We start from the raw sequence: 25918 nt of genomic DNA on the forward strand, positions 1-25918 counted from the left end.
AGCGCAAATGCTGAAAGATTAATCTTCAGGACAAGGCGGAACTTCTAGACCACGACGTGCATAAAAATCGTGAACATAAGCATCAAAAGTACCATTATCTAAGGCATCACGAATATCTTGGGTAAATCTTTGGTAATAACGTAAATTGTGAATAGTTCCAAGCATAGAGCCCAACATTTCACCGCATTTTTCTAAATGGAATAAATAAGCTCGCGTGAAATTTTGGCAGGTATAACAATCACAATGTGGATCGAGTGGGCTTTGATCATGGCGGAATTTGGCATTGCGAATACGAACCAAACCATCTGTCACAAAATAGTGACCATTACGTGCATTACGGGTTGGCATGACGCAGTCAAACATGTCTACACCACGACGAATGGCTTCTACAATATCTTCTGGTTTACCCACACCCATTAAGTAACGTGGTTTTTCTTCAGGCATTTTTACAGGAAGATAATCTAGAACCTTAATCATTTCTTCTTTCGGTTCACCAACGGACAAGCCACCAATCGCGAACCCATCAAAATCAATTTCTTTTAAACCGTTTAAAGATTCGTCACGTAAATCTTCATACATGCCGCCTTGGATAATACCAAACAAGGCATTTTTATTTTTTAATATCTCATGATGCTGTGTTTTGCAGCGTTTTGCCCAACGAAGTGACAATTGTAGTGATTTTTGCGCTTCTTCATGGGTCGCTGGGTAAGGCGTACATTCATCAAAAATCATCACGATGTCAGAATTCAAAGTATATTGAATATCCATTGAAATCTCAGGGGATAAAAAGACTTTTGAACCATCAATTGGAGAGCGGAAAGTTACGCCATCTTCTTTGATTTTACGCATAGCGCCTAAACTAAAAACTTGAAAGCCGCCTGAATCGGTGAGAATGGGTTTGTTCCATTTCATGAATTTGTGTAAGCCACCATGTTCACGAATCACATCTAGACCAGGACGCAAGTAAAGGTGAAAAGTATTACCTAAAATAATTTGCGCTTTAATATCTTCAATGTCACGCGGCAACATGCCTTTGACTGTACCGTAAGTACCGACTGGCATAAATACAGGCGTTTCAATGACGCCATGTTCAAGCGTTAAACGACCACGACGGGCACGACCCGACTGACCTAGTTTTTCAAACTTCATACATTATCCTGAACGAGAGCAAAGCACTGTCTTACTTCCAGTGCAAAGGCGAATAAACAGTTCGCTGCTAAAAGTTCGCTATTTTCCTAGATTACGCAGATAAACACCAGTGTTGTCGAGTTTTAACTCAATATTTTCTTTGTAAACAGAAGAGATGATGGGTGACTATTTTATTGAAAAATCAGGAAGTAGTTTAGAGTGGAAGGTTTTTGGTTGCAGTAAATTCGAATAAGTTAAGTATAAATAATTGAATCGCAGGGAATTAAGATAGGAAAATATTGGTATAAAAGAGGAAACTTCTTGCTTTTCTCAGAATCGAAAAATAAGAAGTCTGATGTCTTAAAAATTAGGACGATAATCAAAATTTTGAGTTGCAGCATGATCACGAAAAGGGCGAATGGCTTTTTTACCCAATGTCATGGTGTTAACGATATTGTTTGGGAAAATTTGAATGTGATTGTTAAAGAGCTCTACATTACGGTTAAAGATGGTAATGGCTGCACCAACATTTTCATTTTGTTCTTCAATTTCACTCATCATTTTAAGATAAATTTCATTGGCTTTTAGTTCAGGATAGTTTTCAACCACTACATTTAAACTGCGCATCAACTCTTTATTTAGGCTTTCAATACGCTGTAATTGAGAAACATCTGCGCTATTGATGTTTAGGTTTAAAATATTTTGACGTAGTTCGGTCACTTTTTCTAAAGTACCTTGTTCAAAACTCGAATATTGTTCCACAAGTGGTTGTAAATCGTCCAAAATTTTAATTTTCTGGCGTTCATAGGTAGCAACATCAGACCATGCACGAATTGACGCATTATGATGACGTACAATATTGTTACGAATCATGATACAGGTAATGACTATTGCAATGATCAAGACGAAAAAAATCAACAGTCCCATCAATATTTCCCCAAAAATAAATATTTTCTATTTTAAAAAATGCGTTAAATCATCTTGTAATCTTTCAAGATAAGGTAATTTAAAAGTTCGTAAGTGTCCACGTAATGTCGAAATATCTTGAATATTTTTTGCTTGAGTCGAAATTTTAAATAAATTCAAAGGACCTAAAAAACACAAAGTAGAACGGGTAGGATGAAACATGAGATCGCCTTGACGCTGCTCAAAAAAATCAGCCAGTTTTAACACAAAGGCAGGGGTGAGTAATTTAGCGGTTTGCATTTCATCACTACCAAAAATATTTAGTTTTTGATTGGTTTGAATATCACTGGTATGCCAAGGAAAACGATAAGAATGATCAAAAGTTTTGTTGCCTGTGGTGACAGCAAGCCCTTGTATGGCTATGTCAAAAATAAACACGCCCCATAAATCTTTATGTATTTCTTTAACTTTGACATCATTCCCATTTTTATCCCTTACTCGGACTTCATTGACATAATGATATTGAAAAACCATGACTTGGTGTTGCTGCTCATTTTCATCTGTCCAAATGGTGCTGGCGTAATAGGGGAAATGATTGGAAATACTGCCCTGATTAAATACAGGGAACAAACGTTTTAAATGTGCAATAAATAAAACGGGTTGCAATGGAATGGAAATATGTTGTGGTTGTTGATGTGAGGCCAGTTGATATTTTTTAGCTATACTTTGTTGTTCTAAAAATTGTATAACTTCATGGATCGGGGCTTTGTCTTCATAACTGATATAAGCCCAGAACACCATCATCAATCCACAAAAACAGCTTACTTGGGTCCAAATATTCGCTGGATTGACCCATAAAATGAGAATAAAAAATACGCCTGTGGCAGCCAAAAATAACGGCAAGACATTTTCAAATTTAAGTATAATCGGGGCATTCCATGGGTGAAGTGCATCTAAAATATCTTGATGGCTTTGTGCCTTACGCCCAATTTCCCAAAGCCGCGTAATATTACTAAAAACCCGTTCATTTTTCTTTCGACGTATATGAATGGACTGTCTAACAGTATCAAGCGGCATGGTCTGCTTCTTTTTATCAGTAAAGTTTAAGGATGGATTTGATCAATTAACATGGCATCGCCATAACTAAAGAAGCGATACTGTGCTTCTACCGCATGCTGATAGGCATTCAAAATAGCATCACGATTAGACAAGGCAGAAACCAACATTAACAAGGTGGATTCTGGTAAATGAAAATTGGTAATTAAACGATCAATGACTTTAAATTGATAGCCGGGATAGATGAAAATTTGAGTATCACCTGTCCATGCAGCGAGTTTTCCACCATGGGCTTGCGCTGCACTTTCAACAGCACGTGTTGCAGTGGTGCCCACTGAAATGACTTTATTACCACGTGCTTTGGTTTGACGAATCAATTCAACTGTGTGTTCTGGAACATCACACCATTCGCTGTGCATAATATGATTGGCAATATCGGTGGTACGTACAGGTAAAAAAGTGCCTGCGCCGACATGTAAAGTGACAAAAGTTTTCTGAATCCCTTTGGCTTCTAATTTTTCGAGTAAGTTCTGATCAAAATGTAGACTCGCCGTCGGTGCTGCAACACTGGCCAGTTTGGTTGGGTCATTAAACACAGTTTGATAACGTTCTGTATCAATTTCTTCTGCTTCACGGTTAAAGTAAGGTGGGATGGGTAAAGCACCATACTGATCAAGTACATCTAAAATCGGTTGTGAAAATTCGACAATAAATAAATTTTCATGACGACCTTGTATGGTTACTTTTATTTCGTCTTCACCTACAAAAAGTTCAGCACCTGCTTTAGGGGAGTTACTGGCTTTAATATGACAATGCGCAATAAATTTATCTTGCATGCGTTCAACTAAAACTTCTACTGCACCGCCTGTTGCACGTTTGCCTTTTAAACGCGCTTTCATGACTTTAGTGTCGTTAAGGATGAGTAAATCACCTGCATCAAGTAAATTCAAAATATCGGTAAAATGACCATCGTGATATTGCCCTTGAGCATCTAAGTGTAAAAGACGTGAAGCACTACGCGTATTTAAAGGGTAGCGAGCAATGAGCGCATCAGGGAGAGCGAAGTTAAAGTCAGAAAGTTGCATTTTCACTAAATAAGAATAAAAAAAACAGCTGTATTATAGTCTTGAAAAAGCAATACAAGATCATATCTGGCGTTTTTTAAGACAAAGTTTTTGATTTTGCTTTAAAAGTGAACGATTGATGAGGCTGGATAATTGACAATTCAAAGTTTGATAGTAATATAGCCTCACAAGTTAACAGCTTGCAGCCCCTTTCCCGAGGTGGTGAAATTGGTAGACGCGGCGGACTCAAAATCCGCTGTCAGAGATGACGTGTCGGTTCGAGTCCGACCCTCGGGACCAGATTCAAAACCCCAAACCCGCACTAAAGGTTTGGGGTTTTTATTGGCCTAATGAAAAATTTACTAAATTTAAAAAACTCAAATATAGTGAAAATGATCAATACAAAATAAATCTGACTAAATTTTTCACCTTAATCTGCTTACACTGTTTTTGATTGTAATTTATGTGAAAATTTGTTAATACAGTTAAGGTGAGAGTTCGGTTTTTTATCCATAAAAAGTAAAACAGTTTGACGAGGCCGAGATGAATATGCAGTTACTTGAAATAGGCTTAGAAACTGAGCAGCTCAGTGCATGTCAAATATCATTATTGCTGGGTGTATTTACTTCAGATAATCGTATTGATCGTTTTTTAAAAACTGCCTGCAAAATGTTAGATGCCCAGAATGGTTTTCTTGCTTTTCACAATGAACCCTACATTTGGTATTCTTCTTCTGACTGTTTTAAAGCATTTCATACGAAAAAAGAAGCCAACTTACTCTCGTTTTTTGATGGGCAAAGTGTTCTGACCCAGCAACATCAGAATTATGCAGCATTTTCTGAACATGTGCAGGATTTAGGCGTACCTCATCAACGTATTATGGCTTTTGATTTAAAAATCAATGAAACAGAATCGATTGGCCAATTTTTGTTATTTGATGATCAGTTAAAATCTTTTGATGATCAAAATTTAGAGTTTGTTCAAGAATTTGCTGCAAGCCTCATTCAGTCAATTGAGTTGGGTTTAGAACATTCACAATTAAAAGAAATGTATGAGCAACAATCTGCTTTAAATATCAGTAAAACCAAGTTTTTTCAAATTATTGCCCATGATTTACGTGCACCCTTTCATGGGTTAATTGGTTTTTGTGAAGTTCTGGCACAGGAACGCGATACGCTCGATGATACCAATATTCAGAGTATTGCCGATTATTTACTCGATACATCACAATCGACCTATAACCTTTTAGAAAGTTTATTAAATTGGGCAATGGCAGCGGGTGGCCGTTTTGTGTATCACCCAATCAATTTTAATTTAAAACAGTCCTCTAAAATTGTTTTTGATGTCTTGAATACTTTGGCCATCAAGAAAAATATTCAGTTAATTGATTTGGTGCCAGATGATTTAAAAGTTTATGCCGATATCAATATGGTAACTTCTGTTTTACAAAATTTAGTTTCAAATGCGCTGAAATTCACCTATGTCGATGGTTCGGGTACAGTCACCATTCGTGCAGAGAAGTCTGAATATACCGTCAATATTTATATTCAGGACACGGGTTTGGGTATGTCGCAAAGTCAAATTGATGCACTTTTTCAACCGCGGCTAACAGCAAGTTTTAAAGGTACGGCAGGTGAAAAAGGCATGGGCTTGGGCTTGGTTTTGTGTCAACGCTTTGTCGACTTGAATCAGGGTAAAATTTCCGTACAGTCTAAAGAAGGTGAAGGAACTACGTTTAAGGTGTCTTTACCGCTGGCTTTGAATGAGCATCAAGCTTTGTCAGTAGAAAATATCAAACACGTTGTTCTTGAATAAAAAACATAAAATTTAAGATTTATTTTCCACGCATTCATTTTCAACTGCTATAAATAGAAAAAACCAAGTGGAAGATGTGAAAATGAATGCGGAACAATTGCATAGAACATTACGTGCGAGCCAATATGCCGAGTTGGTATTGGGAAATCACGCAGTTTTATTAGAACAAGACTATGCTGTTGACCAATTTCTAAGTCCGTTAAGCACGACTCAAATTCAAAATTCCGTTCAAATCTGTTTGCATCAAATTACCGATGAAACTGTATGGATGCGAGAAATTCGTATTCTACGTGCGCGACTGATGTTTCGTTGGATTTGGCAAGATGCAAATCAACTTACCGATGTCGTCACATTAACACGTGAGCTTTCAGACTTTGCTGATGCTGCTATCTGTGCTGCCAAAGATTTTGCCCGTATCCCATTAGTTGCTAAACATGGTGAACCGATTGGATACAATGGGGCAATGCAAAACTTAATTGTGATTGCAATGGGGAAATTGGGCGCACAAGAATTGAATCTTTCGAGTGACATTGACCTGATTTTTGCCTTCGATGAACAAGGAGAAACCAATGGACGTAAAGACATAGATGTACAGCAGTTTTGTATTTTATGGGGGCAAAAACTGATTTATCTACTGGATCACATGACTGCAGATGGTTTTGTTTTTCGGGTAGATATGCGTTTGCGTCCGTGGGGAGATGGTTCAGCTTTGGCGATTAGCCACGTGGCATTAGAAAAATACTTAAGTCAGCATGGGCGCGAATGGGAGCGTTATGCTTGGATTAAGGCGCGTATTGTGACGGGTGGAAAAGAAGGTGTAGAACTGCTCGATATGACACGACCTTTCGTGTTTCGAAAATATGTTGATTACACTGCTTTTGAAGCCATGCGTGAAATGAAAGCCATGATTGAGCGTGAAGTATTACGACGTAATATTGAAGATGATATTAAGCTTGGTGCAGGGGGAATTCGCGAGGTTGAGTTTATTGTGCAAGTCTTTCAGCTGATTTATGGGGGAGCTAAATTTGAACTCCAAGACCGTCAATGCTTGGTTAGTCTGCATCATTTAGGTGAGTTTGGTTTACTCGAAGCGGATGCAGTGACTGAGTTGGAAGATGCATATTTATTCTTGCGTCGTGTTGAGCATGCCATTCAAGCATTGAATGATCAACAAACCCAGTCCTTACCAAGTGAACCAGATTTACGCCATCGCATGATTGAAACTTTAGGCTTTAATGATTGGGAGGCGTTTATTTCTTTTCTCAATCAGAAACGTGCCAAAGTCATTTATCAGTTTGAACATTTAATTAAAGAAAAAGAACCTGATCCACAGCTAGAAAGTTTTAGCCAACTCGAAAAACAATTAGATAACGTGTTGGATGCAAGTGCTAAAAATTTGGTTCATGAATTCTGGCATGGGCATGCCTTAAAAAAATTGCCCGCAAAAGCAGTACAACGTTTAAAAACCTTTTGGCCGCATTTGATTGAAGCTATTTTACAATCCAATAAACCACAAATTGCACTGCTGCGCTTAATGCCTTTAGTGGAGTCGGTGATGCGGCGTACTGTGTATTTGGTGATGCTGATTGAAAGTAAAGGAGCCTTGCAGCGCTTGGTCAAAATGGCGACTGTGAGTCCATGGATATGTGAAGAATTGACTCATTATCCTGTTTTACTTGATGAATTTTTATCGATGGATTTTGAATTGCCTCGACGCAAAGATTTAGAAGATTCTTTACGTCAGCAATTATTACGGATTGAAATTGATCAAGTTGAAGATCAGATGCGAGTATTGCGTTTATTTAAAAAATCTAATGTTTTAGCTGTGGCTGCAAGTGATGTATTGGCTGAAAGCCCACTGATGAAAGTGTCTGATGCCTTGACTGATATTGCTGAAGTATCGGTGAATGCGACCTTGAACTTAGCTTATCAAATCACAGCAAAAAAACATGGCTATCCGCTGGATGCAGAAGGACAGCGTTGTTCGCTCGATCATATGGCATTTGTGGTTGCCGGTTATGGCAAAGTGGGTGGAATTGAACTGGGTTACGGTTCGGATTTAGATCTGGTGTTTATTCACTATATGAGTGAGCAGGGCGATACCGATGGAACCAAGCAAATTAGTGGTTTTGAGTTTGCCATGCGAGTTGGACAAAAATTTATGTCCTTAATGACCACGCAAACTTTAGATGGACGAGTTTATGAAATTGATACCCGTTTACGTCCCTCTGGCGAAGCGGGTTTATTGGTGACCAGTTTAAAAGCTTTTGAACAATATCAGTTGAAAAGTGCGTGGTTATGGGAGCATCAGGCCTTGGTACGGGCACGTTCGATTGCGGGCGAACAAAGTCTGCGTGAAAAATTTGAATTACTGCGTTGTCGGATTTTAATTCAACCGCGAGAGGAAACAAAAGTTCGCGCAGAAGTGCTTAAAATGCGTCAAAAAATGAAAGACCATTTGGGCTCTTCCAAAGAACAGCAAAAAGATGGAATTTTTCATTTAAAACAGGACGCGGGTGGTATCGTTGATATCGAATTTATGGCACAGTATGCGGTGTTAGCTTGGAGTGGGTCGAATCCTGATCTCGCCCATTATTCCGACAATGTACGAATCCTTGAAGATGCCGCAAAAGCCAGTTGCTTATCCAGTGACGATGCGACCGCATTGATTCAAGCTTATCTCAGTGAACGAGCCGAGAGCCACCGTTTAGCACTTGCAAATCAATCCATGCAAGTGAATGCTGCGGATTGGCACGATACCCGCGTGATCGTTTGCAAGTTATGGCAAAGATTAATTGATCCAACTGCAACTATTTGCATTGGATAAACATGACTGTGTATAAAAAAATGGAGAGTGCGCCATGAACTTGGCTGATCGTGATGGTTTTATTTGGCAAGATGGACAAATGGTTGATTGGCGTGAGGCAAAAATTCACGTCCTAACACATACCTTGCATTATAGTATGGGTGTGTTTGAAGGTGTCCGTGCCTATGAAACTCCGAATGGAACCGCGATTTTCCGTTTGCAGGATCATACAAAACGTTTGCTTAACTCTGCAAAAATCTATCAAATGAAAGTTCCATTTGACCATAAAACATTAGAGCAAGCCCAAATTGATGTGGTGCGTGAAAATAAATTAGCATCATGCTATTTACGTCCAATCATTTTTATCGGTTCTCAAAAATTGGGTATTGCTGCAACGGATAATACGATTCATGCCACTGTTGCTGCTTGGAGCTGGGGTGCTTACCTTGGTGATGAAGCGATGGCAAAAGGCATTCGCGTTAAAACTTCATCATTTACTCATCACCATCCAAACGTGACCATGTGTAAGGCAAAAGCCTCGGGTAACTATACCTTGTCTATTCTTGCACATCAGGAAGTGGCTCATTCGGGTTATGACGAAGCGATGTTAATGGATCCACAAGGCTATGTTTGTCAAGGTTCTGGCGAAAATGTATTTTTGGTGAAAGATGGTGTATTGCATACACCTGATATCTCAGGTGGTGCACTCGACGGTATTACTCGCCAAACGATTATCACCATTGCCAAAGATTTAGGTTATGAAGTGGTTGAACGCCGTATTACACGCGATGAGTTCTACATTGGTGATGAAGCTTTCTTTACGGGTACAGCTGCTGAAGTAACGCCAATTCGCGAATATGATGATCGTGAAATTGGTTGTGGTTCACGTGGTCCAATTACCACACAAATTCAAAAAGCATTCTTTGATGCAGTTCAGGGTAAAGACCCTAAATATGCACACTGGTTAACTTACGTAAAATAAGCTGATCGGTTAAGATGAAAAGGCGAAACAATAGTTTCGCCTTTTTTATTGATTGAAATTTGAGTTTATATTCTTTTTAGGACACTTTTATGCATATTGTCTATGTGAGTGATTGTAAAGCAGGGCACCGTTCACAAGCTGTAGGATTGTATAAAGCGATGCAGCGGCAAAGCAATATTGAAGTGACTTTTCAAGAAATATCTATACAGGAACTGTCTATTTTTTCACTTTTAAAAGCGATATGGGCAGGACGCTTTGGGTTATTTGAAAAAAAACCAGATTATATTTTTGGAGTGGGGAGTCATACCCAAGCACGTGTTTTATTGCTGGGGAGAGTTTACCCTAAAGCCAAAACTGTGATTATGATGAAACCTAACTTTCCAGTGAATTGGTTTGATTATGCCATTATTCCACAACACGATCGTGTGAAAGAGTCTATGCATGTCATTACCACACAAGGGGCTTTAAATCCGATTGTGAATGAAAATCGTCATCAACCAAATAGAATATTAATTGCATTAGGTGGAAATTCTAAGCGACATCAATGGAATGATGAAAAAGTTTTATCGAGTATTCAGCGGCTAGTAGAAAATAATGTTCACGCAACGTTTATTTTAACCACTTCACGACGGACACCTGATACGTTTTTGGAAACGTTGGCTCAGCAAAATATTTATTCAAAATTGCAGATTTTTCCAGTTGAGCATACGCCACAAGGGTGGGTGTTTGAAGAAATGCAAAAAGCAGAAACCGTTTGGGTGACAGAAGATAGTGTTTCGATGATTTTTGAGGCTTTGACCGCAGGTTGTCAAGTAGGAATCATTGAAATAGACCGTTTGAAATCTGATAGAATTACCCAATTATTAGATCAGCTTTTATCTAATGATCTATTAGATAAACAGCATATTAAATTATTAAATTTAAAATTGGATGAAGCGTCTCGCGTCGCTGATATTTTATTAAAACATAGAGATGTTTTTTAGATGAAAATTTTACATATCGCAAACTTTGGTTTTAATAAACAAGGTGCACATTTTTATTGTACAGACCGTAAGATTTCCGCTGGTCTCATTGAGAATGGCCATTTTGTTTATGATTTTAGTTTCCGTGATATGGCGCGAATGGGTACGGTCTTTAAAACTAAAAAATTAGGTGCAAGTTGGGCCAATAAAGAAATTTTAAAAATTGTGGATCATATTGAACCAGATTTAGTGCTGATTGGTCATAGTGACTTAATGAGTCCAGAGGTTTTAAAAAAAATTAAGCAACACTATCCAAAAACTAAAATAGCTTTTTGGTATGTCGATCCCTTGTATCTAGAGCATAAACTGGGCTTTGTTCGTGAATTTTCACCTTATTTGGATGCAATTTTTTGTACCACGGGCGGTAAGTATCTTGAAAAACTCAAGCAACCGCATTTAAAAGTGGCGTATATGCCGAATGTTGGACATCGTAATGTTGAACAATTAAAACAATTTGAATCGACCAATATTGATAAAGAATTTATTTTCTGTGGTGTCGTGTATAAAGAGCCTGAGCGTGAAAAGTTCTTAAAAGAATTAGCCGATATTTTAAAAAATAATCATATTCAATATCAATACTATGGTTGTTTTGAGCAACCCGGAGTGTATGGAAAAGGCTATTACAAAGTTCTTGCCCAATCGCGTATGGGCTTAAATTATTCACGCAAAAATGATGTGACTTTGTATAGTTCAGACCGAATTGTGCAACTCACAGGCAATGGTTTATTGACGTTTAGTCCACGCATTCCAGGCTTCGATCAACTATATACTGAACAAGAAGTGGTTTATTTTGATGATCAGTTCGATTTAGCTGAAAAAATTCAATTCTATGCTGCACATCCTGAAGGTGCGAAACGTATTGCCGAAGCGGGTTGGAATAAAACACGCGCCAGTTTCAATGCTAAACGGATTACACAGTTCATGGTTGAGGTGACTTTTGATCAACCTTTGTCTGAAGCCTATGAATGGGCAAATGAGGTTTATGCATGATGTGGCTGCTTTATATGGTGATTGGCATAATGGCTCTGGCTGCGATGCTCTATCTCTTAGGTAACTATACTTTCTGGTTACCTTTTCGTGGTGCGAAGTTACCTAGAATTGTGATGCTGCATCAAGTTACACCCCATGAAGCCGCCTCGGGGATGAATATGCCCCCACAAAAGTTTGAACAGTTACTGCAATATCTGGCTAAAAAAGAAACTCGTTTTTGTTTTGTCTCTGAACTCGATCAGTATCGGGGGCAAAAAAATGTTGTAGCGTTATCTTTTGATGATGGTTTTTTGGATAATTATCAATATGCTTATCCGCTACTGAAAAAATATCATGCCAAAGCGACCATTTATTTAGCCACGCAAATTGAAGGCATTGAAAAATTAGCGCCTGAACACATTCGCGAAATGGCAGAATCAGGTTTAATTGAGTTTGGCGCACATACCCAGCATCATGTGAACTTACTGAAATTAAGTGATAATGAAGCTTATCAAGAGATGCAAAATTCCAAACATGATGTTGAAGCGTTGGTTGGACATTGCTCAAGTTTTGCTTATCCTTTTGGGCGTTTTAATGAAAAACATCAACAAATGGCTAAACAGATTGGCTTTAAAAATGCCGTCTCAACACGCAAAAAAGTTGAAACCTATACTGAATTAAATCAATTTAATATTCCCCGCGTCAGTACCCATGGGGCAATGAATGCGGTGCAAATGCGGATTGCTTTAGCCAAAGGACGTTATAAATTATGAGTATTTCATGTAGTGTTTATATCGTCACTTTGAACTGTGCGGCTTGGCTTGAAGACACTTTAAATAGTGTTGCTGATTTTGCAGAAGTGATTATTTTGGATTCAGGTAGTACCGATGATACCTATAAAATTGCCCAAAACTTTCCAAATGTAAGCATTAGCCATCAAGATTGGCAAGGTTATGCAGCCCAAAAAAGTCTCGCTTTGGCACAATGTCAGCAAGATTGGGTACTGAATTTAGATGGTGATGAAGTTTTATCTGATGAGCTCAAACACGAGATTGAAGCAACTATTCAAGCCAATCATATTGATGCTTTAATTACCCCGATTAATGATGTATTTTTAGCTGTACCGAATAGTAAGCATACGAAAAAACATGCCAAAGTGCGCTTTTTCCGTAAAAGTAAAGGACAGTATGATCTTGCCAATAAAGTGCATGAAAATGTGATTGTTGAAGGGATAAGTGTTCGTGCCAGCGGTGATATTTATCACTATGGTGAGTCGAGTATTTTTGTCAAAGTTGAAAAAAATAACCAATACTCCAACTTAAAAGCCGCTGAAAAATTTCAGAAAGGTAAAAAACCGAGTGTATTAAAATTAACTTTGGTGATGCCTGTCACCTTCTTAAAGTCGTATTTTATTCGACGTAGTTGTTTGAATGGTTGGCGTGGTTTTGTAAATAGCATGATCAATGCTTTTTATGCTTTTTTAAAAGAAGCCAAGCTATTTGAACAGCACTTGCAGTCTAAAAAAAATAATAGAGATGAGAGATGAAGATTGTTCAGGTTTTAGCCACCAGTGGCGGTATAGGAGGGCTTGAACAACACACGTTTAACCTTGTGAATGAACTCTCTTTATTTAATGAGGTGCATATTATTGCGCATCCATGCTATGCCGAAAAATTTAATCCAAATGTTCGATTTCATGCAATTGATTTTTCGCGTAGCCGTTGGAATATTGTTTTACTTTGGCAGCTAAAGCGTTTGATTAATCAAATTCAACCCGAGATCGTACATGCTCAAGCAGGTAAAGCGTCTGAGTTAATCGCACGAATTCATCCATATTTAGCGAATGCTAAAATTGTGACCACAATACATGGTACTAAAAAGAATAAGTCTGCCTATTTAGTGGGTGATGCCGTGATTGCAGTAAGTCAGGCATTGACCCAAGGCATTCCAGTCAGTAAAGCCAAGGTGGTTTATAATGGGGTTTATCCACAACCTATCTTATCCCTTGATAAAAAACTAAATTTAAAAAAAAGCATTGAAACACAATTTCCAAACTTAGATTCCAATAAAAAAATAGTGATGTGTATTGGTCGCTTAGAGTCAGTGAAGAATATTGCTTTACTGATTCAGGCGATGCAGAAAATTGATGCAAATTTATGGATTGTAGGTAATGGTTCTTTACGCCAATCACTGGAAGCACAAGTTAGCCAACAACAGATACAAGATCGGGTCGCATTTTTGGGTTTTAGAACCGATGCACGTGATTTACTGCAACTTGCCCATGTTGTGGCGTTGTCTTCAGATCGGGAAGGTTTCCCTTTGGTCATGGTGGAAGCGCTGCAAAGCGATAAGGTTATGGCGTCAACCAAAGTCAATGGGGTTATTGAATGGTTGCCTGAGATGTATTTAGCCGATATTGGGGATGCGCAAGGTTTAAAGGCTGCTATTGAAAATGCCCTAAATCAAACATCACAATTGGATTTTCAGCCTTTATTTTCCCGTGCTAAAGCGGAGTTAACGGTTGAAGCCATGACACAGCAAACACTACAGGTTTATCAGCATTTGCTGTCTGTATAATTACATTTTAGGTGTAAGACGAATAGCATCGAGAACCACAAAGTTATTTTCAGCATTAATGGTATGACAGCCGTCATCTTCACTATGCCAATGCGGTAAAATAACCTCGAATAACTGTTCTTGATATTCAGTGGGGCTTAATTTAATAATTTCTTTTAGTTCAATATTGCCGCCATAACGTTTTAATGAATCTTGACTCGGGCGTACCAGTTTGCCGTCATAGACAAATGGTTTACCTGCCATGCGGAATTGTTGTTGGCCTGTGCAGACCGGATTTTTAGGATGCTCTTTCCAATCAGGTTGCAAAATATGATGGGTATAAAATAAATCTAAACGATCACCAAATTTTTTACAATTGCGCCGTGTTGAGGTAAATAAATACCACATGCCTTCATGATAAAAAGGCGTTGTATCAACAGCTTCAATACCTTCTAAAAGGTTTGAATGTTTCTCCCATTGCATCGGAAAATCTTTACATTTCCAAAGTTCAACGGTTTTGTTGGCACTGGTTTCAGGAATCATATACCAGTCATTTTCAACTTTGAATACACAGGGATAAGACAGGTGGTAATCCAGTTTTAAAATCGTCTGTGGTTCTGTATAGGTACCATCTTTAAAGACTTCTAAAACCGATAAAAAACCAACAGGGTGTTGATCATCGACCTCTTCAAAAAAGATAAAATGACGATCATCATTTTGTATATAAAAACAATCGGCAAAAGTAAATTTTTGGGGAGAATGAATTTCGAATAAATGAGTTAATTGATTTTGATTATTTAAGGGCTCATTAAGCCAACCAAAACGAATATACCAATGTGAGTCAAAATTTTTGGCCTGTTGATTCTGTTGGTATTTGTACCATTTTTTTAAGAAGATGCGTTTCATTGCCAAGGAAAAATATAAAAAACTATCCATCTAATTCTACATTATATATCATTCAACAAGTGTGAAAAGGTGAGCCTCAATGAAAATTTATGTCATAAGTATTGAAGATGAAAAATCTCTCCGATTAAAGAAATTTTTAGATCAAGATTTTTTTAAAAATGGGCAATTGTCTTTGACAAAAATTGGTATTAAAGGGGGAGATCTTTCTGCAAAAGAATATTTCGAAAAAGCAGTGCGAGGCCGTTCAAAGCCATTAACTCCAGCAGAGCTAGGCTGTACCTTGTCTCATTTAACAGCACTGAAATCCTTTTTAGCTACAGATGATGAGTTTGCTTTAATTTTTGAAGATGATGCTATTTTACCAAAGCAGCTGACTCTGAAGAGTTTAGAAGAAGAAATTAAAAATTTTAATTTACCTAAGAATGTGCTGTTTAGTTTAGGCGGCATACAAATGAAAGAAAGCCTGAAAGTCAGAGGTACTTTAAGAGATCAGCTGTTTCTAGACAAGCAAGTATTAGAGGTACATCCTCATTTTTATAATAGGGTGAATTACGCTGTTGCTTATGTTGTAGATCGTGATATGGCGCAAAATCTACTTGATTATCATCGGCAAATTAGAAAAGCGGATGACTGGAGTTTCTTATTTGATTTTAATAAGAATTCAAATATTTTAATGACTCATATTGTTGATCATCCCGTTATTGAAGCCGGAGAGACAAATACTCAGTTAAGCGCAATCGAGGGTGAACGTGTAAAATCCACCAATTTACCTCAAAGTATTTATGGTAATTCACTCGGGTATAATTTTGCAAAATTAAAGTATAAAACTTATCCCCGATAAGAGTAGATGTGAGAGAGCGAGTTTGAAAAAATATTTAATCAGTATTGAAAATAACGAAAGTCAAAGACTTAAAGTTTTTTTTGATCAGCAAATTTTTAATTCATCCAGAAATGAATTTAAGAAATTTGGTATAAAAGGTATTGATTTAACCGTCAAAGAATACTTTGAATTGGCTGTTGCAGGACATGCCAAAGCACTTACTCCAGGCGAACTTGGCTGTACTTTATCTCACCTTGAAGCTCTGAAAGATTTTTTAAAGACAACGGATAAATATGCCATCATCTTTGAAGATGATGCTCTACAGGATGGAGACTTTTCTTTCGATGATATTGAAAATAATCTAGAGCATCTTGGTTTAGAAAATTGTTTCTTTTTTAGTTTGGGTGGAATTCAATTAGTGCATAGCCAAAAGGTTAAGGGAAATTTTTATTCTAAACCTATGTTGGAACGCAATATTTTAAAAGTTCACCCTTACTATTATCATAAATTTGTGTCTGCATATGCCTATATTGTAGATCGAAAAATGGCAGAACTCTTATTACGTTATCATTCAACGCCACAAGTTTTTGATCATTGGGCTGGAGTGGCTTGTTTGGAACCAAATATTAATCTTTATGCTACATATCTCTTTGACCATCCCCCTGTGAACCCTACTGAAACAGCCAGTTATTTAGAAATGGAAAGAATTCAAAATTTGAGAGTTCTTAATCAAAATCATGATCCGCATAAATTTTATCAACCGCTTTTAAAGCTACTGGTTAAATTATCTTTAAAAAACTATCGCGTGAAATCCTAAGATCTCATTATAAAAACTCTGAATTGGTGTTGTATGAAATATTTAATCACAGGTGGTGCGGGCTTTATTGGTTCGGCCGTAATTCGTCATATTATTCACAATACTAATCATGAAGTATTAAATGTAGATAAACTTACCTATGCAGGGAATTTAGAGTCTCTTATTTCAGTATCTGAAAATCCACGTTACCAGTTTAGTCAAACTGATATTTGTGATCGTTCAGCGCTAGATCAAATATTTAATGAATTTCAGCCAGATGCAGTAATGCATTTAGCTGCTGAGTCTCATGTAGATCGTTCGATCGATGGTCCAGCAGCCTTTATTCAAACTAATATTGTGGGAACTTATACACTTTTAGAAGCAACCCGAAAATATTGGTTAGCTTTAGATGAACATAAAAAGCAAAGTTTCCGCTTTCATCATATCTCTACCGATGAAGTTTATGGTGATTTAGAAGGAACCACTGATTTATTTACCGAAAAAACTTCCTATGAACCAAGTTCACCTTATTCTGCAAGCAAAGCCAGTTCAGACCATCTGGTTCGGGCTTGGAATAGAACCTATGGTCTACCAACGATTGTAACCAACTGTTCGAATAATTATGGACCTTATCATTTTCCAGAAAAACTGATTCCTTTGGTGATTTTGAATGCCCTAGAAGGTAAAGCCTTACCTATTTATGGCAATGGCCAACAAGTACGTGATTGGTTATTCGTAGAAGATCATGCTCGTGCCCTTTATAAGGTTGTGTCTGAGGGCTTGGTTGGGGAAACGTATAATATTGGCGGACATAATGAAAAAGCTAATATTGAAGTTGTCCAATATATTTGTGAATTACTCGAAGAATTAATTCCAATTAAGCCAGAAGGTATAGCGAAATACGAAGATTTAATTACGTATGTAAAAGATCGTCCAGGGCATGATGTTCGTTATGCAATTGATGCGAGTAAAATAAAGAATGAACTTGGATGGGTGCCACAAGAATCTTTTGAAACAGGGTTAAGAAAAACGGTATATTGGTATTTAAGTCATTTAAATTGGTGCCGTAGGGTTCAAGACGGTAGCTATCAACGCGAGAGACTAGGAGTACGTCAATCATGAATACAAAGGGAATCATTCTCGCAGGTGGTTCGGGAACACGCTTATATCCGATTACCAAGGGAATATCAAAGCAACTGCTACCTATCTATGATAAGCCGATGATTTACTATCCGTTATCAGTTTTGATGTTGGCGGGTATTCGTGAAATTCTTATTATTACTACACCCGAAGATGTAGAAAGTTTTAAGCGCTTATTGGGAGATGGTTCAATTTTTGGTATTGAGCTAAGTTATGCGATACAGCCAAGTCCAGATGGTTTGGCACAGGCATTTATTATTGGTGAAGAGTTTATTGGTCAGAGCAATGTATGTTTAGTGCTTGGCGATAATATTTTTTATGGTCAAGGCTTTACACCAATGTTGAGACAAGCGATTACACGTGAAAAAGGTGCAACGGTATTTGGTTATCAGGTAAAAGACCCTGAACGTTTTGGTGTGGTTGAGTTTGATCAAAATAAGTGTGCGATTTCCCTTGAAGAAAAGCCAAAACATCCGAAGTCTAATTTTGCGGTGACTGGCTTATATTTTTATGATAATGACGTTATTCAAATTGCCAAACAGGTGAAGCCATCTGATCGTGGTGAGTTAGAAATTACTACTGTAAATCAGATGTATCTTGAACGTGGTGATTTAAATGTAGAGTTATTGGGTCGTGGTTTTGCATGGCTAGATACGGGTACGCATGAAAGTTTATTAGAAGCAGCACACTTTGTTGAAACCATTGAAAAACGTCAGGGTTATAAGGTTGCGTGCTTGGAAGAAATTGCATTTAACAATGGCTGGCTGACTGCGATACAAGTTTTAGAAATTGGTCAAAGCATGAGTAAAAATGACTACGGTCAATATTTAATTTCGTTGGTAAGTGAATAAAGATGAGTTTGATAGAGTGGATTGAATTACCTAGTTTAGGTGACCAACGGGGTGGATTAGTCGTTGCAGAGTCATGTAAAAACATCCCTTTTGATGTAAAACGAATTTACTATATTTTTGATGCAAAACCGGATATTCCTCGCGGGTTTCATGCTCATAAAGAACTACACCAAATAGCATTTTGCATCAAAGGTAAATGTAAGATGTTGATAGATAATGGTTTTATAAAAGAAGAAGTATGGCTTGATCAGTCCAATAAGGGATTGCGCATTCCTCCAATGATTTGGCATGAAATGCATGATTTTTCAGAAGATTGTGTTCTACTTGTTCTAGCCAGCGAACACTATGATGAGTCGGATTATATTCGTGATTATGCTGATTTTATCAAAGCGGCCCAAAAACCATTTATCCACCCTTTGGCTGATGTGCATAGTTCACAAATAGGTGAAGATAGTCGTGTTTGGCAATATAGCGTGATCCTAGCACAAGCCATTATTGGGAAAAACTGTAATATTTGCGCCCATACACTTATCGAAAATGATGTATCTATCGGTGACAATGTGACTGTGAAATCGGGTGTCTTTATTTGGGATGGCATTACGATTGAAGATAATGCATTTATTGGCCCGAATGTTACATTTACCAATGATAAAAACCCGCGTTCAAAGCAATATCCTGAAGCATTTTTAAGAACAGTCGTAGAAGCAGGAGCGAGCATTGGTGCCAATGCTACAATCTTGCCGGGTATTAAAATTGGCAAAAATGCAATGGTTGGCGCAGGTGCGGTCGTGACAAAAGATGTGCCTGAAAATGCAATTGTTGTAGGTAATCCAGCTACTGTGAAAGGTTTTATAGAAGAATGATCCCATTTTTAGACTTAAAAAAAGTAAATCAACAATATCAAGATGAATTAAAAGCAGCATGTAATCGTGTGATTGATTCGGGTTGGTATATTGGTGGTCAAGAACTCGGAACATTTGAACAAAATTTTGCAACTTACTGCGGTACGAAGTTTGCGATAGGTGTTGCAAATGGACTGGATGCACTTATTTTGGTACTTCGTGCGTGGAAAGAGTTAGGCAAGTTAAGAGATGGAGATGAGGTCATTGTTCCTGCGAATACCTATATCGCAAGTATATTGGCCATTACCGCAAATAATTTAAAAGCGGTATTGGTTGAACCTGACAGCAAGAGTTTAAACATTTCTGTAGAAGCGCTTGAGCAAGCCGTTACTCTGAAGACAAAAGCGATTCTGGCCGTCCATTTGTATGGACAGTTAGCCAATATGCCAAAAATAATGCAGATTGCTAAACAACACAATTTATTGGTTCTAGAAGATTCAGCACAGGCTCATGGTGCTGAAATAGAAGGTATTCGTGCTGGGAATTGGGGGGATGCTTCAGGTTTTAGCTTCTATCCAGGAAAAAACTTGGGTGCTTTAGGGGATGCCGGAGCTGTAACTACCAACGATATTGAATTGGCAAATATGTTGAAAGCCTTGAGAAATTATGGCTCGCATGAAAAATATAAAAATTTGGTTCCGGGAGTAAACAGCCGCTTAGATGATATACAGGCCGCAATGCTAGATGTGAAATTAAAATATTTAGATCAAGAAACGACTCATCGTCGACGGATTGCCGATTTATACTTGTCTAAAATAAAAAACTCATATATTAAATTGCCTTTAGAGAAAACGAATGTACTCCAATATAAGCAACATGTATGGCACTTATTCGTGCTTCAAACTGATTATCGGGATGAGCTACAACAATATTTACTTGAAAATGGCGTGCAAACCTTAATTCATTATCCAATTCCTCCCCATAAGCAACAAGCTTATAAAGAATGGAACGATTTGAATTTTCCTTTGACTGAAAAAATTCATCAACAAGTTTTAAGTTTACCAATGGGGCCGACTCAGACTTTAGAAGAAACAGAAAAGGTGGTTGAGTTATGTAATGGTTTTATACCTCAAGGACTAAATTAATGCAGCCTTTAGTATCAGTAATTATCCCTTGTTATAATCATGAAGCTTATATTCAAGAGTGTATTCAGAGTGTTGTAAATCAAGATTATAAAAATATCGAATTAATTGTGATTGATGATGGATCTAAAGACAGTTCAGTGATTAAAATTGAACAGATGTTAGAGCAGTGCAAAATACGTTTTGAAAATTTTTATTTTAAAGCGCGTGAAAATAAAGGTCTATGTAATACATTAAATGAAGCATTAGCACTTTGTAAAGGAGAGTATGTTAGCATTATTGCATCAGATGATAAAATGACTCAAAACAAAACTCAAATTCAAATTGAATATGCATTAAAAAATCCAGATGTCAGTTCTTTCTATGGCGAAGTGCAGTTAATAGATAATTTAGGTCAGTTAAAAGAAAAAAAAGATCTTCCTCTGCAATATTATAATTTCGAAGATATTTTTATGCATAAATTTATTTTATATGCACCTACTCAAATGCATAAATTAAAAGATTTACAGGAAGTTGGTGGTTTTGATCCAAATGTTAAGATTGAAGATTGGGACTTATGGTTAAGATTAACAAAAATGGGTAAGAAAATATTATGTATCCCAGAGTTTTTAGCTTATTACCGAATACATGAAAATAATATGTCAGCTGATTTAGATTTTATGTTCACTGAGCTTGTTAAAATATTAAACAAGTATAAAGATGAAGTATTATTTAAAAAAGCAAAATTTAATATGGTTAAGCAATATAAGTTAAAACCGATCAAAAAATTAAGTAAACTAAAATATTACTCTAGGAAAATTTCTTATCTAATAACTGGAGATATATAAACTTAAATATATTAAATTCAATAGAATATTACTATTTTATTTTCTGATAAATATTTTCTTGCCCTTCAACTTTACGAAAACGTTTGTATCCCCATAAATATTGTTCAGGTGCAAGATTAATCATTTTTTCCAACTCCTTATTTAAACTATTTACAGAGGTTTGTAAATCTCTAGAAAGAATATCAGAGGAGAGTGGTCTGCAATGGACATTAAATCCAGAAGTGTGATTACGAATACAACTGAGTCCAATGATATTACATTGGGTTTTACTGGCTAATTTTGAAACCAGTGTGGTTGATAATGTATTTTGATCAAAAAAATGAGAATAAATACCGCCCGATTCTTTGGGTAGATGATCGGGTAATATTACAGTCAAACCGCCTTGTTTAAGGTGCTTAAATATTGAACGCACACCATTTTCATCGGTTGGCACGAGGGTAGCATTCAGTCGTTGGCGTGCTTCTAACATAAAGCGATCAAGGCCTTTGTTTTTATTCGGTTTATACATAATCATTGGAGAGGCATACTGATTAAGCCATGCATTTAAAAGCTCCCAACAGCCAAAATGCGCAATTACCACAATTACACCTTTTTTATTAGCCAGAGCTTCAGTAAAGTACTGTTCGCCATAAATATTTTTGAACAAAGCTAGATTATATTCAGCTGGCATACCCCAACATTTAATCGACTCAATATAAGTCATACACTGGCTTTTTAAGCTGTTTTTGATCAATATTTTATATTGCTCAGCGTTTAAATCAGGATAAGCCAATTGCACATTTATACGTGTAGTGCGTTTTATAGAGGATTCAAAGCTATTGAGTAAAAGAGCAAACCAAGAAGCAATAAGCTGTAACAGAGAAAGAGGAAGTAATGCGACTAGCTTTAATAAAAAATACATAATAGCGCAACTCATTTATATTGAATATCATTATAAAAAGAATAATTCTGGAAAGAGTTTTGTCGCATGAATGCGGCCGCACCATTTCTAAAGCATAAAAAATGGGGTTAAAAGTCTTGAGAACAAAATAGAGAAATGAAGTATAACCATTAGGCAATAAGATCAGGTCAACCTAATGGTGTAGAGAAAATGTTATTTAGCTTTATCAGCATTACCTTTTAAAACCATATAAATCAAACTAACGAAAATAATTAAGGCGCCACCTAAACTACTGACACAAAAGTACAAAATTCGTTGATTAGTGTCTATATTAAATAAACCATTGGCTAGAATGTAACGCATAAATAACCACTGAGCGATAGCGAATATCATTAATACAAATGCACGACGACGAACAGCAGGACGCATAGCCATAAGGTTTAGCTCACACCAAAGGAGAAAATAAGACGCTATTATGCCACTCTCGCTGTTCGATCTCAACGCAATAAAAAAACCCCGCATTTTGCGAGGTTTTTTTAATAAAAGAATCCGTTATTATTTAGATTCTTCTGCTTTTGGTTTTTCACGTAAACGAATACCCAAGTCACGTAATTGATTTGCTTCAACTGGTGCAGGTGCTTGAGTTAATGGACATTCCGCAGTTTTCGTTTTCGGGAAGGCAATCACATCACGAATAGAAGTTGCGCCCGTCATCAACATCACTAAACGGTCAAGACCAAATGCCAAACCACCGTGTGGAGGCGCACCAAATTTAAGTGCGTTTAATAAGAAGCTGAATTTTTCTTCTGCTTCTTCTTCATTAATCCCTAAAGCTTCAAAAATTGCTTTTTGCATTTCAAGATTATGAATACGTAAAGAACCGCCACCGACTTCAGTACCGTTCAATACCATGTCATAGGCTACAGATAACGCAGCACCAGGATTGCTCTTGACCTCTTCAACGCTTGATTTAGGGAGCGTGAATGGGTGATGCACAGACGTCCATTTACCATCATCAGTTTCTTCAAACATTGGGAAGTCTACAACCCAAAGCGGCGCCCACTCGCAAGTCGCAAGCTTCATGTCGTGACCGACTTTGATACGAAGAGCGCCCATTGCATCGTTTACAACTTTCGCTTTATCTGCACCAAAGAATACGATGTCACCATTTTCAGCACCTACACGTTTTAACAAATCCAGCACGATTGGCTCGATGAATTTAACGATAGGCGATTGTAAGCCTTCGATGCCTTTTTCAAGTTCGTTGACTTTGATGTAAGCCAAACCTTTCGCGCCATAAATACCTACAAACTTGGTGTATTCATCGATTTGGCTGCGTGGAAGTGAACCTGCACCTGGTACGCGAAGCGCTACAATACGACCTTTAGGATCTTTAGCAGGGCCAGCGAAGACTTTGAACTCAACGTCTTGCATCATGTCTGCAACGTCTACAAGTTTCAAAGGAATACGCATGTCTGGTTTGTCAGATGCATAGTCACGCATTGCATCGTTATATGTCATACGTGGAAATTTATCGAAATTCACGTTTAGAAGTTCTTTGAACATCTTAACGGTTAATGTTTCCATTAAATCCATGATGTCATCGTCACTCATGAACGATGTTTCAACGTCGATTTGGGTGAATTCAGGCTGACGATCAGCACGCAAGTCTTCATCACGGAAACATTTAGCAATTTGATAGTAACGATCGATCCCGCCCACCATCAACAACTGTTTAAACAATTGTGGTGATTGTGGAAGGGCATAGAAACTACCGTTAGAAACACGGCTTGGCACTAAATAATCACGTGCACCTTCAGGCGTTGCACGAGTCAAAATAGGCGTTTCAACATCTAAGAAACCATTGTCTTCGAAGTAGTTGCGAATCAGGTTGGTCAGTTTAGAGCGGAAACGTAAACGATCTAACATTTCTGGACGACGAATGTCCAAGAAACGGTATTTCAAACGAATTTCTTCTGAAATATTGGTATTTTCATCATTCAATGGGAATGGCGGAGTTTCAGAAGCAGCCAAAACTTCAATGTCTTTGCCCAATACTTCAATTTGACCACTGACGATATTTGCGTTTTCAGTACCTTCGTAACGACGACGTACGCGGCCTGTAATTTTTAATACGAATTCTGAACGTGCTTTGTCTGCAGTTGCAAAAGCTTCTGGGGTATCTGGGTCGATAACCACTTGAACAACACCATCACGGTCACGCATGTCAAGGAAGATGACACCACCGTGGTCACGGCGACGATGTACCCAACCGCATAATGTAACGGTTTGGTCAATTTGAGCTTCGGTTAAAGAACCGCAGTAATGAGTGCGCATCATAGCGTTAATAATCCAACTATATGGGTTAAGGAAGCGAATACGTAAACAGCGCATCGCCTAAAAATAATGTGAGATTATGCCTCTTTGGACATTTTGTCACAACAAATAGATGTAAAAATACAGCTAAATTGGCAAGATTGAGGGTTTAAAACAAGATTTTGTGGATTAACCCAAACGACGGTCACGGTCAAAAAATAAGAACATCAAACAGCCCAGGCTAAACACGATTAATGCTGCTTGGCTAAATTCATTAATCGATTTGCCGGTAAAAAAATACAGATTGGATTGCCAGACTGTTGCTGAGAAATAGCGTGCATAATCCCAAGCAGAAAAACAACCCGCTATAACAGTGAAAAACAATAAAATGACCGCAAAAGTTTTGACCTGAAGACTGACTGGAAAATGCTGCTGATGTCGTCGGTAATACTGCATAGACATCCACAATAAAAATGGTAAAGCCAAAATTGAGCTGCCGATTTGAAAAATAAGATGTACAGGATAGGTGTGGCCAAACAAAACCATGTTCTGACTTAAAAAATCTTTAAAGGCAAAAGTTCTAAAGTCAACATGGGTCAAGCCATCCCAAATAAGATGCGTGGCGGTACCTACAAGAATTGCCACCATTACACCAAGTGAAAATTTAATCGCGCTCCAAATACTCTGAATACCCAAATCGTGCTGTATACCTAAAAAACGATACAACACAGGTCGATAGAGCAAATACCATACCAAACAAAAGCTTAAACCAATCCATAGGTTTGGATGGATCATTGAACGCCAAAGGTGGTTGTGCCCCCCTTGATCATGACTAAATAATCGAATTAAATCCGGCACCATACAACCAATAGCCAGAGCAGCAATCGGTAAAATATTGCCTGTTATTTTAGAAAGCGGAGGTGCAAGTACAGCGTGAGATAAAGTAAAAGGCATCTAAACTCTTTAGATTTGAATCGTGATTGAGTGGGTCAAAATGTAGTTTAGTTCAAGCATAAGAAAAGGAATGTTTTTTATTGCAAAAATAATGAAATGTTATATTATAACACAAATTAAAAATGTAGCCTTGAGTCTGT

At 37.5% G+C, this 25918-nt stretch carries 24 protein-coding genes and 1 tRNA gene; 16 read left to right on the forward strand and 9 right to left on the reverse strand.

Annotated elements, in window-relative coordinates; genetic code table 11:
* Positions 1 to 18: 18 nt before the first annotated feature.
* The 4 genes from tgt to queA all read right to left on the reverse strand — a co-directional run bounded on the left by tgt (position 19) and on the right by queA (position 4175).
* On the reverse strand, positions 19 to 1149 hold the full coding sequence (gene tgt, locus H0S58_RS02325; protein ID WP_195727017.1) for a tRNA guanosine(34) transglycosylase Tgt: 1131 nt from the start codon (positions 1147 to 1149) through the stop codon (positions 19 to 21).
* Between the two features lie 339 nt (positions 1150 to 1488).
* Complete coding sequence (locus tag H0S58_RS02330) at positions 1489 to 2055, reverse strand: LemA family protein (protein WP_195727018.1); 567 nt, start codon at positions 2053 to 2055, stop codon at positions 1489 to 1491.
* A gap of 27 nt (positions 2056 to 2082) precedes the next feature.
* A complete protein-coding gene (locus H0S58_RS02335; RefSeq protein ID WP_195727019.1) occupies positions 2083 to 3111 on the reverse strand; it encodes a hypothetical protein in 1029 nt (342 codons plus the stop codon).
* Positions 3112 to 3137: 26 nt separating this feature from the next.
* Positions 3138 to 4175, reverse strand: coding sequence for a tRNA preQ1(34) S-adenosylmethionine ribosyltransferase-isomerase QueA (gene queA / locus H0S58_RS02340; protein ID WP_195727020.1), 1038 nt, complete (start codon positions 4173 to 4175; stop codon positions 3138 to 3140).
* 192 nt (positions 4176 to 4367) lie between these two features.
* Between queA and H0S58_RS02345 the strand changes: the two genes are divergently transcribed.
* The 9 genes from H0S58_RS02345 to H0S58_RS02385 all read left to right on the forward strand — a co-directional run bounded on the left by H0S58_RS02345 (position 4368) and on the right by H0S58_RS02385 (position 14325).
* Positions 4368 to 4454: transfer RNA gene (locus tag H0S58_RS02345), tRNA-Leu, on the forward strand.
* A 243-nt stretch (positions 4455 to 4697) separates the two neighbouring features.
* Positions 4698 to 5969, forward strand: a complete 1272-nt coding sequence (locus H0S58_RS02350; RefSeq protein ID WP_195727021.1) for a sensor histidine kinase — start codon at positions 4698 to 4700, stop codon at positions 5967 to 5969.
* A gap of 67 nt (positions 5970 to 6036) precedes the next feature.
* Positions 6037 to 8796, forward strand: a complete 2760-nt coding sequence (glnE, locus tag H0S58_RS02355; RefSeq protein ID WP_227592251.1) for a bifunctional [glutamate--ammonia ligase]-adenylyl-L-tyrosine phosphorylase/[glutamate--ammonia-ligase] adenylyltransferase — start codon at positions 6037 to 6039, stop codon at positions 8794 to 8796.
* 34 nt (positions 8797 to 8830) lie between these two features.
* On the forward strand, positions 8831 to 9757 hold the full coding sequence (locus H0S58_RS02360) for a branched-chain amino acid transaminase (RefSeq protein WP_195727023.1): 927 nt from the start codon (positions 8831 to 8833) through the stop codon (positions 9755 to 9757).
* 89 nt (positions 9758 to 9846) lie between these two features.
* Positions 9847 to 10740: an ELM1/GtrOC1 family putative glycosyltransferase gene (locus H0S58_RS02365; RefSeq protein WP_195727024.1), complete on the forward strand. Its 894-nt coding sequence runs from the start codon at positions 9847 to 9849 to the stop codon at positions 10738 to 10740.
* The gene (locus H0S58_RS02370) at positions 10741 to 11769 is read left to right on the forward strand and encodes a glycosyltransferase (protein ID WP_195727025.1); all 1029 of its coding nucleotides are present in this window, start codon (positions 10741 to 10743) and stop codon (positions 11767 to 11769) included. It begins immediately after the preceding gene.
* Positions 11766 to 12521, forward strand: a complete 756-nt coding sequence (locus H0S58_RS02375; RefSeq protein ID WP_195727026.1) for a polysaccharide deacetylase family protein — start codon at positions 11766 to 11768, stop codon at positions 12519 to 12521. The genes H0S58_RS02370 and H0S58_RS02375 overlap by 4 nt, the downstream gene beginning before the upstream one ends.
* Complete coding sequence (locus H0S58_RS02380) at positions 12515 to 13294, forward strand: glycosyltransferase family 2 protein (RefSeq protein ID WP_195727544.1); 780 nt, start codon at positions 12515 to 12517, stop codon at positions 13292 to 13294. Before H0S58_RS02375 ends, H0S58_RS02380 begins: the two co-directional genes overlap by 7 nt.
* Entirely contained in the window at positions 13291 to 14325 is a 1035-nt protein-coding gene (locus H0S58_RS02385) for a glycosyltransferase (RefSeq protein WP_195727027.1), read from the forward strand. Before H0S58_RS02380 ends, H0S58_RS02385 begins: the two co-directional genes overlap by 4 nt.
* Here the strand turns inward: H0S58_RS02385 and H0S58_RS02390 are convergent, their stop codons facing one another.
* Entirely contained in the window at positions 14326 to 15210 is an 885-nt protein-coding gene (locus tag H0S58_RS02390; protein WP_195727545.1) for a hypothetical protein, read from the reverse strand. It abuts the gene before it with no gap.
* Positions 15211 to 15289: 79 nt separating this feature from the next.
* Here H0S58_RS02390 and H0S58_RS02395 point away from each other — a divergent pair, with 79 nt between their 5' ends.
* From H0S58_RS02395 to H0S58_RS02425, 7 genes are read left to right on the forward strand one after another with little or no spacing between them, the layout of a single operon-like run.
* The gene (locus tag H0S58_RS02395) at positions 15290 to 16051 is read left to right on the forward strand and encodes a glycosyltransferase family 25 protein (protein ID WP_195727028.1); all 762 of its coding nucleotides are present in this window, start codon (positions 15290 to 15292) and stop codon (positions 16049 to 16051) included.
* Positions 16052 to 16073: 22 nt separating this feature from the next.
* Positions 16074 to 16847, forward strand: a complete 774-nt coding sequence (locus H0S58_RS02400) for a glycosyltransferase family 25 protein (RefSeq protein WP_195727029.1) — start codon at positions 16074 to 16076, stop codon at positions 16845 to 16847.
* Positions 16848 to 16880: 33 nt separating this feature from the next.
* Entirely contained in the window at positions 16881 to 17948 is a 1068-nt protein-coding gene (rfbB, locus tag H0S58_RS02405; RefSeq protein ID WP_195727030.1) for a dTDP-glucose 4,6-dehydratase, read from the forward strand.
* Positions 17945 to 18817: a glucose-1-phosphate thymidylyltransferase RfbA gene (gene rfbA, locus H0S58_RS02410; RefSeq protein WP_195727031.1), complete on the forward strand. Its 873-nt coding sequence runs from the start codon at positions 17945 to 17947 to the stop codon at positions 18815 to 18817. Before rfbB ends, rfbA begins: the two co-directional genes overlap by 4 nt.
* Before the next feature lie 2 nt (positions 18818 to 18819).
* Positions 18820 to 19680, forward strand: a complete 861-nt coding sequence (locus H0S58_RS02415; RefSeq protein ID WP_195727032.1) for a WxcM-like domain-containing protein — start codon at positions 18820 to 18822, stop codon at positions 19678 to 19680.
* Positions 19677 to 20804 (forward strand): DegT/DnrJ/EryC1/StrS family aminotransferase, encoded by a 1128-nt coding sequence (locus H0S58_RS02420; protein WP_195727033.1) that lies wholly within the window; start codon positions 19677 to 19679, stop codon positions 20802 to 20804. Before H0S58_RS02415 ends, H0S58_RS02420 begins: the two co-directional genes overlap by 4 nt.
* Positions 20804 to 21628 (forward strand): glycosyltransferase, encoded by an 825-nt coding sequence (locus H0S58_RS02425; RefSeq protein WP_195727034.1) that lies wholly within the window; start codon positions 20804 to 20806, stop codon positions 21626 to 21628. Before H0S58_RS02420 ends, H0S58_RS02425 begins: the two co-directional genes overlap by 1 nt.
* A 31-nt stretch (positions 21629 to 21659) precedes the next feature.
* Here H0S58_RS02425 and H0S58_RS02430 read toward each other — a convergent pair whose 3' ends face one another.
* The 4 genes from H0S58_RS02430 to H0S58_RS02445 form a co-directional block, all read right to left on the reverse strand.
* Entirely contained in the window at positions 21660 to 22529 is an 870-nt protein-coding gene (locus H0S58_RS02430) for a lysophospholipid acyltransferase family protein (protein WP_195727035.1), read from the reverse strand.
* A 192-nt stretch (positions 22530 to 22721) separates the two neighbouring features.
* Positions 22722 to 22943 carry a hypothetical protein gene (locus H0S58_RS02435; RefSeq protein ID WP_053579628.1) on the reverse strand — a complete coding sequence of 74 codons (222 nt, stop codon included), beginning with the start codon at positions 22941 to 22943 and terminating at the stop codon, positions 22722 to 22724.
* 120 nt (positions 22944 to 23063) lie between these two features.
* Positions 23064 to 24848, reverse strand: coding sequence for an aspartate--tRNA ligase (gene aspS / locus H0S58_RS02440; RefSeq protein ID WP_195727036.1), 1785 nt, complete (start codon positions 24846 to 24848; stop codon positions 23064 to 23066).
* 165 nt (positions 24849 to 25013) lie between these two features.
* On the reverse strand, positions 25014 to 25778 hold the full coding sequence (locus H0S58_RS02445; protein WP_195727037.1) for a DUF4184 family protein: 765 nt from the start codon (positions 25776 to 25778) through the stop codon (positions 25014 to 25016).
* Positions 25779 to 25918 lie beyond the last annotated feature (140 nt).

Origin of the sequence: Acinetobacter sp. TTH0-4, assembly GCF_015602665.1 — a bacterium.
Lineage (GTDB): Bacteria > Pseudomonadota > Gammaproteobacteria > Pseudomonadales > Moraxellaceae > Acinetobacter > Acinetobacter albensis.

What these genes read in the sequence shown, in the direction of transcription:
- H0S58_RS02385 (WP_195727027.1), top strand. Translation starts at nt 13,291, where the DNA reads ATGAAGATTGTTCAGGTTTTAGCCACCAGTGGCGGTATAGGAGGGCTT.
- H0S58_RS02395 (WP_195727028.1), top strand. Translation starts at nt 15,290, where the DNA reads ATGAAAATTTATGTCATAAGTATTGAAGATGAAAAATCTCTCCGATTA.
- rfbA (WP_195727031.1), top strand. Translation starts at nt 17,945, where the DNA reads ATGAATACAAAGGGAATCATTCTCGCAGGTGGTTCGGGAACACGCTTA.
- H0S58_RS02415 (WP_195727032.1), top strand. Translation starts at nt 18,820, where the DNA reads ATGAGTTTGATAGAGTGGATTGAATTACCTAGTTTAGGTGACCAACGG.
- H0S58_RS02430 (WP_195727035.1), bottom strand. Translation starts at nt 22,529, where the DNA reads ATGTATTTTTTATTAAAGCTAGTCGCATTACTTCCTCTTTCTCTGTTA.
- H0S58_RS02375 (WP_195727026.1), top strand. Translation starts at nt 11,766, where the DNA reads ATGATGTGGCTGCTTTATATGGTGATTGGCATAATGGCTCTGGCTGCG.
- H0S58_RS02445 (WP_195727037.1), bottom strand. Translation starts at nt 25,778, where the DNA reads ATGCCTTTTACTTTATCTCACGCTGTACTTGCACCTCCGCTTTCTAAA.
- H0S58_RS02390 (WP_195727545.1), bottom strand. Translation starts at nt 15,210, where the DNA reads ATGAAACGCATCTTCTTAAAAAAATGGTACAAATACCAACAGAATCAA.
- H0S58_RS02330 (WP_195727018.1), bottom strand. Translation starts at nt 2,055, where the DNA reads ATGGGACTGTTGATTTTTTTCGTCTTGATCATTGCAATAGTCATTACC.
- H0S58_RS02335 (WP_195727019.1), bottom strand. Translation starts at nt 3,111, where the DNA reads ATGCCGCTTGATACTGTTAGACAGTCCATTCATATACGTCGAAAGAAA.
- H0S58_RS02425 (WP_195727034.1), top strand. Translation starts at nt 20,804, where the DNA reads ATGCAGCCTTTAGTATCAGTAATTATCCCTTGTTATAATCATGAAGCT.
- H0S58_RS02350 (WP_195727021.1), top strand. Translation starts at nt 4,698, where the DNA reads ATGAATATGCAGTTACTTGAAATAGGCTTAGAAACTGAGCAGCTCAGT.
- H0S58_RS02435 (WP_053579628.1), bottom strand. Translation starts at nt 22,943, where the DNA reads ATGGCTATGCGTCCTGCTGTTCGTCGTCGTGCATTTGTATTAATGATA.
- queA (WP_195727020.1), bottom strand. Translation starts at nt 4,175, where the DNA reads ATGCAACTTTCTGACTTTAACTTCGCTCTCCCTGATGCGCTCATTGCT.
- H0S58_RS02360 (WP_195727023.1), top strand. Translation starts at nt 8,831, where the DNA reads ATGAACTTGGCTGATCGTGATGGTTTTATTTGGCAAGATGGACAAATG.
- H0S58_RS02420 (WP_195727033.1), top strand. Translation starts at nt 19,677, where the DNA reads ATGATCCCATTTTTAGACTTAAAAAAAGTAAATCAACAATATCAAGAT.
- aspS (WP_195727036.1), bottom strand. Translation starts at nt 24,848, where the DNA reads ATGATGCGCACTCATTACTGCGGTTCTTTAACCGAAGCTCAAATTGAC.
- H0S58_RS02370 (WP_195727025.1), top strand. Translation starts at nt 10,741, where the DNA reads ATGAAAATTTTACATATCGCAAACTTTGGTTTTAATAAACAAGGTGCA.
- rfbB (WP_195727030.1), top strand. Translation starts at nt 16,881, where the DNA reads ATGAAATATTTAATCACAGGTGGTGCGGGCTTTATTGGTTCGGCCGTA.
- tgt (WP_195727017.1), bottom strand. Translation starts at nt 1,149, where the DNA reads ATGAAGTTTGAAAAACTAGGTCAGTCGGGTCGTGCCCGTCGTGGTCGT.
- H0S58_RS02365 (WP_195727024.1), top strand. Translation starts at nt 9,847, where the DNA reads ATGCATATTGTCTATGTGAGTGATTGTAAAGCAGGGCACCGTTCACAA.